Annotated in this window: 6 protein-coding genes and 1 pseudogene; 4 read left to right on the forward strand and 3 right to left on the reverse strand. The window is 64.1% G+C overall.

From position 1 onward, the window contains the following. Positions 1-48 precede the first annotated feature (48 nt). Positions 49-1,563 (forward strand): CoA-acylating methylmalonate-semialdehyde dehydrogenase, encoded by a 1,515-nt coding sequence (locus tag ACQ4V8_RS14190; protein ID WP_436571694.1) that lies wholly within the window; start codon positions 49-51, stop codon positions 1,561-1,563. 107 nt (positions 1,564-1,670) lie between these two features. On the opposite strand, the gene ACQ4V8_RS14195 is transcribed toward ACQ4V8_RS14190, so the two are convergent. Then, entirely contained in the window at positions 1,671-2,063 is a 393-nt protein-coding gene (locus ACQ4V8_RS14195) for a DUF1090 family protein (protein WP_436571695.1), read from the reverse strand. Positions 2,064-2,262: 199 nt separating this feature from the next. On the opposite strand from ACQ4V8_RS14195, the gene ACQ4V8_RS14200 reads away from it, so the two are divergent. Together ACQ4V8_RS14200 and ACQ4V8_RS14205 are read left to right on the forward strand one after the other, a co-directional pair. Continuing rightward, on the forward strand, positions 2,263-3,477 hold the full coding sequence (locus ACQ4V8_RS14200; protein WP_070347154.1) for an AGE family epimerase/isomerase: 1,215 nt from the start codon (positions 2,263-2,265) through the stop codon (positions 3,475-3,477). Then, positions 3,474-4,397 (forward strand): carbohydrate kinase family protein, encoded by a 924-nt coding sequence (locus ACQ4V8_RS14205; protein ID WP_436571696.1) that lies wholly within the window; start codon positions 3,474-3,476, stop codon positions 4,395-4,397. The genes ACQ4V8_RS14200 and ACQ4V8_RS14205 overlap by 4 nt, the downstream gene beginning before the upstream one ends. Positions 4,398-4,404: 7 nt before the next feature. On the opposite strand, the gene ACQ4V8_RS14210 is transcribed toward ACQ4V8_RS14205, so the two are convergent. Next, positions 4,405-5,478 (reverse strand): LacI family DNA-binding transcriptional regulator, encoded by a 1,074-nt coding sequence (locus ACQ4V8_RS14210; RefSeq protein ID WP_436571697.1) that lies wholly within the window; start codon positions 5,476-5,478, stop codon positions 4,405-4,407. Continuing rightward, positions 5,462-7,375, reverse strand: coding sequence for a glucokinase (locus ACQ4V8_RS14215; protein ID WP_010397316.1), 1,914 nt, complete (start codon positions 7,373-7,375; stop codon positions 5,462-5,464). The genes ACQ4V8_RS14210 and ACQ4V8_RS14215 overlap by 17 nt, the downstream gene beginning before the upstream one ends. Before the next feature lie 344 nt (positions 7,376-7,719). Here ACQ4V8_RS14215 and ACQ4V8_RS14220 point away from each other — a divergent pair. Then, positions 7,720-7,919: pseudogene (locus ACQ4V8_RS14220) on the forward strand (carbohydrate porin); the annotation flags it as partial.

Consider the following 7,919-nt stretch of genomic DNA (forward strand, 5'->3'; position numbering starts at 1 on the left):
CTAACGGCGAAAAGGCCGGGGTAACTGATCAATCACGGAGCCAAACAAATGAACCAAGCCCTCACCTCGGTCCCCGCCATCGCCCTGCACATCGGCGGCCAGCATCACGCATCATCGAGCACCGAGTGGCGCGACGTCGTCAACCCGGCGACGCAGGAAATCGTCGCCAGGGTGCCGTTTTCCACGCCGGACGAAGTCAAGCTGGCCGTCGCCACCGCCAAGGAAGCCTTTAACACCTGGCGCAATACCCCGCTGGCCGCGCGCATGCGCATCATGCTCAAATACCAGCACCTGATCCGCGAAAATATCGGTGCGCTGGCCGCGCTGATCACGCGTGAGCATGGCAAGACCTTGCCCGACGCGGAAGGGGAAGTCATGCGCGGCCTGGAAGTGGTGGAGCACGCGTGCTCGATCGCCACCCTGCAGCTGGGAGAAATTGCGGAAAACGCGGCCACGGGTGTCGATGTCTACAATATTTACCAGCCGCTGGGCGTGGGCGCCGGCATCACGGCCTTCAACTTCCCCGTCATGCTGCCGTGCTTCATGTTCCCGATTGCTATCGCCTGCGGCAATACCTTCGTGCTGAAACCATCGGAGCAAGATCCATCATCGACGATGTACCTGGTCGAATTGATGTATCAGGCGGGTTTGCCGGCCGGCGTGCTGAACGTCGTGCATGGTGGCGCCGATGTCGTCAACATGCTGTGCGACCATCCCGACATCAAGGCCGTGTCCTTCATCGGCTCGACCCATGTGGGCACGCATGTGTACCGTCGCGCCAGCGAATCGGGCAAGCGCGCGCAATCGATGATGGGCGCGAAAAACCATTGCGTGGTGCTGGCCGACGCCAACAAGGAGCAAGCGATCAATAATCTGATCGGCGCGGCGTTCGGCGCAGCCGGCCAGCGCTGCATGGCCAATTCCGTGGTGGTGCTGGTGGGCCAGGCGCGCGCCTGGCTGCCCGAGATCGTCGCCCGTTCGCAAGCGCTGAAAGTGGGGCCGGGCAGCGACCGCACGGCCGACCTGGGCCCAATGGTGTCGAAAGCGGCCATGCAGCGCGCGGAAAAACTGATACAGGCGGGCGTGGATGAAGGTGCGCAGCTGCTGCTCGATGGCCGTGGCCTCAAGGTGGCCGGCTACGAGGGCGGCAACTTCATGGGGCCGACGATTTTTGCGAACGTGGCAGCATCGAACTCGGTCTACACGCAAGAGATTTTCGGCCCCGCCATGTGCGTCGTCGAGACCGATACGCTGGACCAGGCCATCGCTTTTATCAACGCCAACCCGAACGGCAATGGCACCTCGATCTTCACCTCTTCCGGCTGGGCGGGGCGCAAATTCCAGAACGAGATCGACGTCGGCCATGTGGGCATCAACGTGGCCATCCCCGTGCCCGTGGCCTACTTCAGCTTCACCGGCTCGCGCGCCTCGAAACTGGGCGACCTGGGGCCGAACGGCAAGCAAGCCTTGTACTTCTGGACGCAAACCAAGACCGTCACGGCGCGCTGGTTCGCTCCTGACGATGGCGGCAGCGGCATCAATACCACCATTTCGATGAAATAAGGGGCGCCGATCGGCAGCCTGTCGCGCAATCTGTATGGCTTGCGCGGCAAGACTGGCTTGGGTGCGCTGGACGCTTCCAGCACTGATCCGCCGCTCGGTGACGCCGCTTAAGGCTGTTGCGCTTGCAAGGCGGCCAGTTCCGCCTTGGCCTTTTCCAGCTTGCCTTCCAGCTTGGCGATTTTCTTCGGCTCTTTATTGGCTTCCTGGGCCAGGCGCAGCGAACGCTCCGTCTGGTTCATCTTCGCCTGCGCCTTCAGTACCTTCTTGTTGTGACGCTCGACCAGCACCGTGTCGCTGCAACGAGCGTTGACTTCAGCGAGCGCGCGCGTGAGGCCAGCGACCTTGTCGGACAAGCCTTGTTGCTGCGCCTGGTGTAATTGGCTGCGGATGCTGTCGCGCTTGGCGGCGCAGACTGTCAGCGTGGTGTCTGCGGCGCTGGCGGCAGCGCTGGTGGCGAGGGCGACGAGCAAGCTCAAGGCGGTTTTCGAGAAGCGATGCATGCTACTCCTGTGTCAGTGATGGGCTCGTGCAATGTAAGCCTTCGGAAGTGCCGTGTCAAACATCGCCTGCAGTGCAGCCGTTACAGCTGGCGCTGTGGCGTGAAAAGCACCGGCTGGCCGAGCCACCCTGGCTGGGTATGACGGCGTGGGGACGCCATGCTATGATGATTGTTATCGATAACAATATAATGAGACCATCATGCATCCTAATTTTCGCTCCAGGGAAATGCTCGAAAAGCACATCTTGCACACGATGCATTTTTACCACCCGCGCGCCCTCGATGCGAGCGGCGGCTTTTATCACTTCTTCCTCGATGATGGCACGGTGTACGACGCCAGCACCCGCCACCTGGTCAGCAGCACGCGCTTCATCTTCAATTACGCCATGGCTTACCGCCATTTCGGCGATAACGATTACCAGGCGGCGCTGCGCCACGGCGTGGCCTTCCTGCGCGACGTGCACCGCGACCCGCTTACGGGTGGCTACGCCTGGCAACTCAAATGGCAAGACGGCGTCAAGACGGTGGAAGACGGCGCCAACCACTGCTACGGCCTGGCCTTCGTGCTGCTCGCGTATGCACACGCCTTGCAGGCGGGGATGCAGGAAGCGCGCGCTTATCTGGACGAGACGTTTGAACTGATGGAGCAGCGCTTCTGGCTACCCGAGCACGGCCTGTATGCGGACGTGGCCAGCGCCGACTGGGCCACCCTGGACGGCTACCGCGGCCAGAACGCCAATATGCACGCCTGCGAAGCCATGCTGGCCGCGTTTGAAGCGACCGGTGAGGCGCGCTACCTGCATCGCGCGGAGACACTGGCACACAACATCTGCGTGCGTCAGGCGGCCCTGGCCAATGGCATGATCTGGGAACACTACCAACCCGACTGGTCGATTGACTGGGACTACAACCTGCACGACAAGAGCAATATCTTTCGCCCCTGGGGTTACCAGCCCGGCCACTTCACGGAGTGGGCCAAGCTGCTGCTGATCATGGAGCGCCACGCGACATTCATGGCCGGCCCGTCCGAGTGGCTGCTGCCGCGCGCGCGCGCCCTGTACGACATGGCACTGTCCAAGGCCTGGGACAGCGCACATGGCGGCATCCACTACGGTTTCGGTCCGCACGATGAAATCTGCGACGGCGACAAATACTTCTGGGTGCAGGCGGAAAGCTTCGCCGCCGCCGCCGTGCTGGCCGCGCGCACCGGCGACGACGCCTATTGGCGCAGCTACGACAAGATATGGGATTACAGCTGGACGCATTTTGTCGACCATGAGCACGGCGCCTGGTATCGCATTTTAACGCCCGAGAACGGCAAGATTAGCGCGCATAAAAGCCCGGCTGGCAAGGTCGATTACCACACCATGGGCGCTTGCTATGAAGTGTTGAACGTGCTTGGCGGTGCCGCATGAACGCCGTGCATTTGCCACGTTTTGTGTCGGCCGGCGAAGCGCTGACGGATATGCTGCGCACGGGCGCGCACGCCTGGAGCAGCCAGGTGGGCGGCTCGACCTGGAATGTGGCGCGCGTGATGGCGCGCCTGGGCCTGCCCAGCGCCTTTGCCGGCGCCGTCAGTCTCGACGTCTTCGGCGATGCGCTGGCCGCTGCCACCGACTCGGCGGGCCTGGACATGCGCTTTTTGCAGCGTCATCCGAAGTCGCCGCTGCTGGCCATCGTGCATGAACTGCATCCGCCCAGCTATTACTTCATCGGTGACGACAGCGCCGACCTGCATTTCGACGCCGCGCTCTTGCCTGCCGGCTGGATGCAGGCGGTGCAATGGGTGCATTTCGGCGGCATCAGCCTGGCGCGCGAACCGCTGGCGGGCAAGCTGGTGGCGCTGGCGCGGACATTGAAGGCCGCTGGCGTGAACATCAGCTACGACCCGAATTTCCGCACCCTGATGGATGAGCGCTACGACGCCACCTTGCGTTGCATGGTGGAACTGGCCGACGTCGTCAAAGTGTCGGACGAAGACCTGGCGGGCCTGTTCCGCCATGACGACATCGATGGCGCGTTTGCCACACTGCGCAGCTGGAATCGGCACGCCACGTATTTGTATACGCGCGGCGCACAGGGGGCGGCCCTGGTGCAGGGCGAACAGACATGGCAGGCGGCACCGCCCGTCATCGAGGTCGTCGATTCGGTAGGGGCGGGCGACGCCAGCATCGGCGGCTTGCTATACAGCCTGATGTGCCGGCCCGATGCTGACGGCGGCCAGCACTTGCGCTTCGCCGTCGCGGCCGGCGCTGGCGCTTGCCTGGCCGCCGGCGCCGCGCCGCCGTCGGTGGAGCTGGTGGAGTCGCTGGCGCAGCACACGGTGGTGCGCTAGCGGCTGCTTAGCGGGGGCGCCATGGCCCCGACGATGCCCGCTCCATCAGCGTAAATTCCAGCAGGCGATGCGTGGCGGGCGCCGCTGCTCCCGCGCGGCGCTGGCGTATCTCGTCGATGACGAGATTGACGGCGGCGCGCGCCATGTCGGCGATAGGCTGGTGGATCGTGCTCAGCTCCGGCCAGACGGTGGTAGCGACCGGTGTATCGTCGAAGCCGCACACGCTCAAGTCCTGCGGTATCTGCAAGCCCATGCCGTGCGCCACGGCCAGGGTGGCGGCTGCCATGTCGTCGTTGCTGGCGAAAATAGCGCTCGGTCGCGGTTGCTGCGCCAATAGCTGGCGCGCTGCATCGAGTCCCGAACGATACGTGAAATAACCTTGCGCCACCCTGTGCGGCGGTGCCGGCAAGCCCGCTTCGCGCATGGCGTGTTCGAACGCTTGGCGGCGCAGCAGGGCGGGCGTGTGCGCCGGATCGCCTTCGATGAAGCCGATGTCGCGGTGGCCCAGCGCAAGCAGATAGCGCGTCATGGCCAGCGCGCCCTCATAGTCGTCGATGCGTACTGCCGACACGTCGGGCGAGGGGCGCGCCGTGGCGACGGCGATGGCCGGGATGCCCATTTGATTGAGCTGCGCCAGCACTGCGGGCGAATCGCACAGGGGTGGTGGCACCAGGATGCCGTCCACGCCAGCGGCCACCAGGCAGCTAATGCCGGCGCGCTGGCTATCGAGGTCGTCGCAGCGCTCGAGCAGCAGTTGGCCGCCGCTCTGGCGACACTGATCCATCGCGCCGACCAGGAATTCGCTGAGGAAGGCCGCACTGGGGTTGCTGTATAGCAGGCCGATGCGCAGGGTGCCCGTGCGGGCCGCCCTGGCCGCCAGGTTGGGCTGGTAGCGCAGGCTGGTGATCGCCGCCGCGACCTTGTCGCGCGTGGCCGCACTGACGCTGGCGCGCCCGTTGATCACGCGCGAAACCGTCATGGCCGACACGCCGGCCAGGCGCGCCACGTCGTGCACGGTGGCGCCGCTGGCGGGGTCGGAGGAGGCGGGGGCGGCGTGCGCCGCCTTATTCGAGATGTCCACCGAATTTCAGCTTGCCGCTGATGCGCATGCCGTGCAATTGTCCTGCTTCCAGTTCAGTAGCGCTGGTGCGCTGCGCCGTGTCGCGCCGCGCCAGTCCCACCGACAAGATATCTAGCATCATCAGCTGCAGCAGGCGCACGATCATGGGCACAAAATTGAGGTTGCCTTCCGGGTGGTTCAGGGTCAGCAGCACGTCGGCCAGCCTGGCCAGTGGCGAACCGCTGGCTGTAATGGCCAGCACGCGCGCGCCGCAGCCCTGCGCTACCTTGACGGTGTGCAGCAGGTCGGGCAGGGTGCCGGAACGGGAAATGACCAGCGCAACGTCGCCCGGCTTGAGCATGGCCGCGCTCATTTCCTGCGCCTGCGGATCGGCAAAGAAGCTGCTGACGATGCCCAGGTTGAGCAGCTTTTGCTGCATGTCGTCGGCCACCACGCGGGCGCTGCCCACGGCCAGCAATTCTACGCGCTGCGCGCCGCGCAGCAGTTCAATGGCCGCTGTCAGTGCCTTCACGTCGAGCATGTCGCGCAGGGCCAGCGCGGCCGAGGCGTTATTGCCCAGCACCTTGCGCGCCAGTTCGGCGTCGGAGTCCGAGATCTCCACGTGGCAGTGCGCCACCGTGATGGCGCCACCCGTCAGGCCGGAGGCGAGCTTCAATTTGAAATCGGCCAGGCCCTGGACCCCGATCGAGCGGCAAAAGCGCATCACCGTGGGCTGGCTGACGCCGACCCGTTGGGCGATTTCGGCGATCGGCAGGGTCAGCATGGCGTTCGGCTCTTTGAGTACCCAGTCGGCCACCTTGCATTCCGATGGGCTCATGCGCACGCGCGCCTGGCGCACCGATTCGAGCACGGGCGCACCGGAATGGGCGCGCTTGAGCTTTTGCGAGAGGATGGCAGCGATGCCCAGGAACGTGGGCAGTTCGGCCGTAATCAGGAAGGTGGGGATCTGTGCCAGGTAGTCGTTCAGGCGGCCCTTTTGCTCGAAGCGGGCGCGGAACTGCGACTGTTCGAATAGGTGACCAAGGCGCGGCACGATGCCTCCGCCTATATAGATACCGCCCAGCGCACCGAGTGTCATGGCGACGTTGCCGGCGATGGAGCCGAGGATGGCGCAAAAGCAGTCCACCGCTTCCAGGCACACGTCGCATTCATTGTTCAGGGCGCGGCTGGTGATGTCGGCCGCCAGCAGCGGCGGCGCATCGGGCTTGCCGGCGCGCTCGGACAGGGCGCGGTAGATCAGTTCCAGCCCGCGCCCGGAGGCGAGGCGCTCGGCTGAAACGTGCGACAGTTCGCGCCAGGCGAAGGACAGCACATTCATCTCGCGCTCGTCGCAAGGGGCGAAGCTGACGTGGCCGCCTTCGCTACCGAGTGCGATCCAGCGATCTTCGGCGGGGATCATGCCCGACACGCCCAGGCCGGTGCCCGAGCCGAGCAGGCCGATGACGCTATCGGCGCGCGCCATGCCGCCGCCGATCTGCAGGCGCTGGTCGGACCGCAGATACGGCAGGGCCATGGCCAGCGCCGTGAAGTCGTTGACTACCAAGAGCGTGTCGAGGCCCAGCGCGGCGCGCATCGCCTCGATCGAGAAGAACCAGTGATGGTTCATCATGCGGATATTGTCGTCGTCGATAGGATTGGCGATGGCGATGGCCGCATGGCGCACGCGCGCCGAACCGGCGGCGCGCGCCTCGCTGCTAGCCATGTAGGCGGTGATGGCGTCGAGCAGCGAAGCGTAGTCGTCGCAGGGCAGCACCGCTACCGCTTCCAGGTGGCCCTGGCGCGTTTCGAGCACGAAGCGGGCATTGGTGCCGCCGATGTCTGCCAGCAGGCGCGGCCCGTCACTGAAACGCTCCGCCGGATCGCTGCCTGCTACTTCAATTTTCTCATCAATTTTCATGGCGCTGCTTTGTCTCGTTTGCGTGCGCTGTCGTGGCGGCGCACTGTCGTTATGGGCAAAAACCAAGGATTTTAATTCGTATACGTGCCGCGTGCCGAAAAAAGCAGGGTGCCCGCGCAAATGCCTTTCCATCGTGCCTGATGGGGTGGCGCCAGCGGGAAAAACCGGGCTTGAACTCGCTTGTCGTTACGCAAATAAAGTGTCGCAGACTAGTCGTAGGATTACAACATAATATGTTGATATTTGTTCGTAGTATAGTTACTATGTCCCTGCTGGAAAGAATTCTGGCCAGTCCATTCGGCCAAGAATGACTAGATAAAAAATAACTACTGAGGAGACTTACCATGCTGCATCGCACCATGCTGAAGGCCGTATTGAAAACATTGCCAGCTGCCATCGTCTTAGCCATCGCCAGCGGTTCCGCTGCCGCCGATCCCATGTATCCATCCGACGCCGAAGGCTTCCACGGCTACCTGCGCGCCGGCGCCGGCAGCAATACCTCGGGCGACGGCGGTTCGCAAGGCTGCTTCGGCCTGGGTGGCAA

The sequence above is a fragment of the Janthinobacterium paucivorans genome (assembly GCF_051380805.1).
Taxonomy (GTDB): Bacteria; Pseudomonadota; Gammaproteobacteria; order Burkholderiales; family Burkholderiaceae_D; genus Janthinobacterium; species Janthinobacterium lividum_D.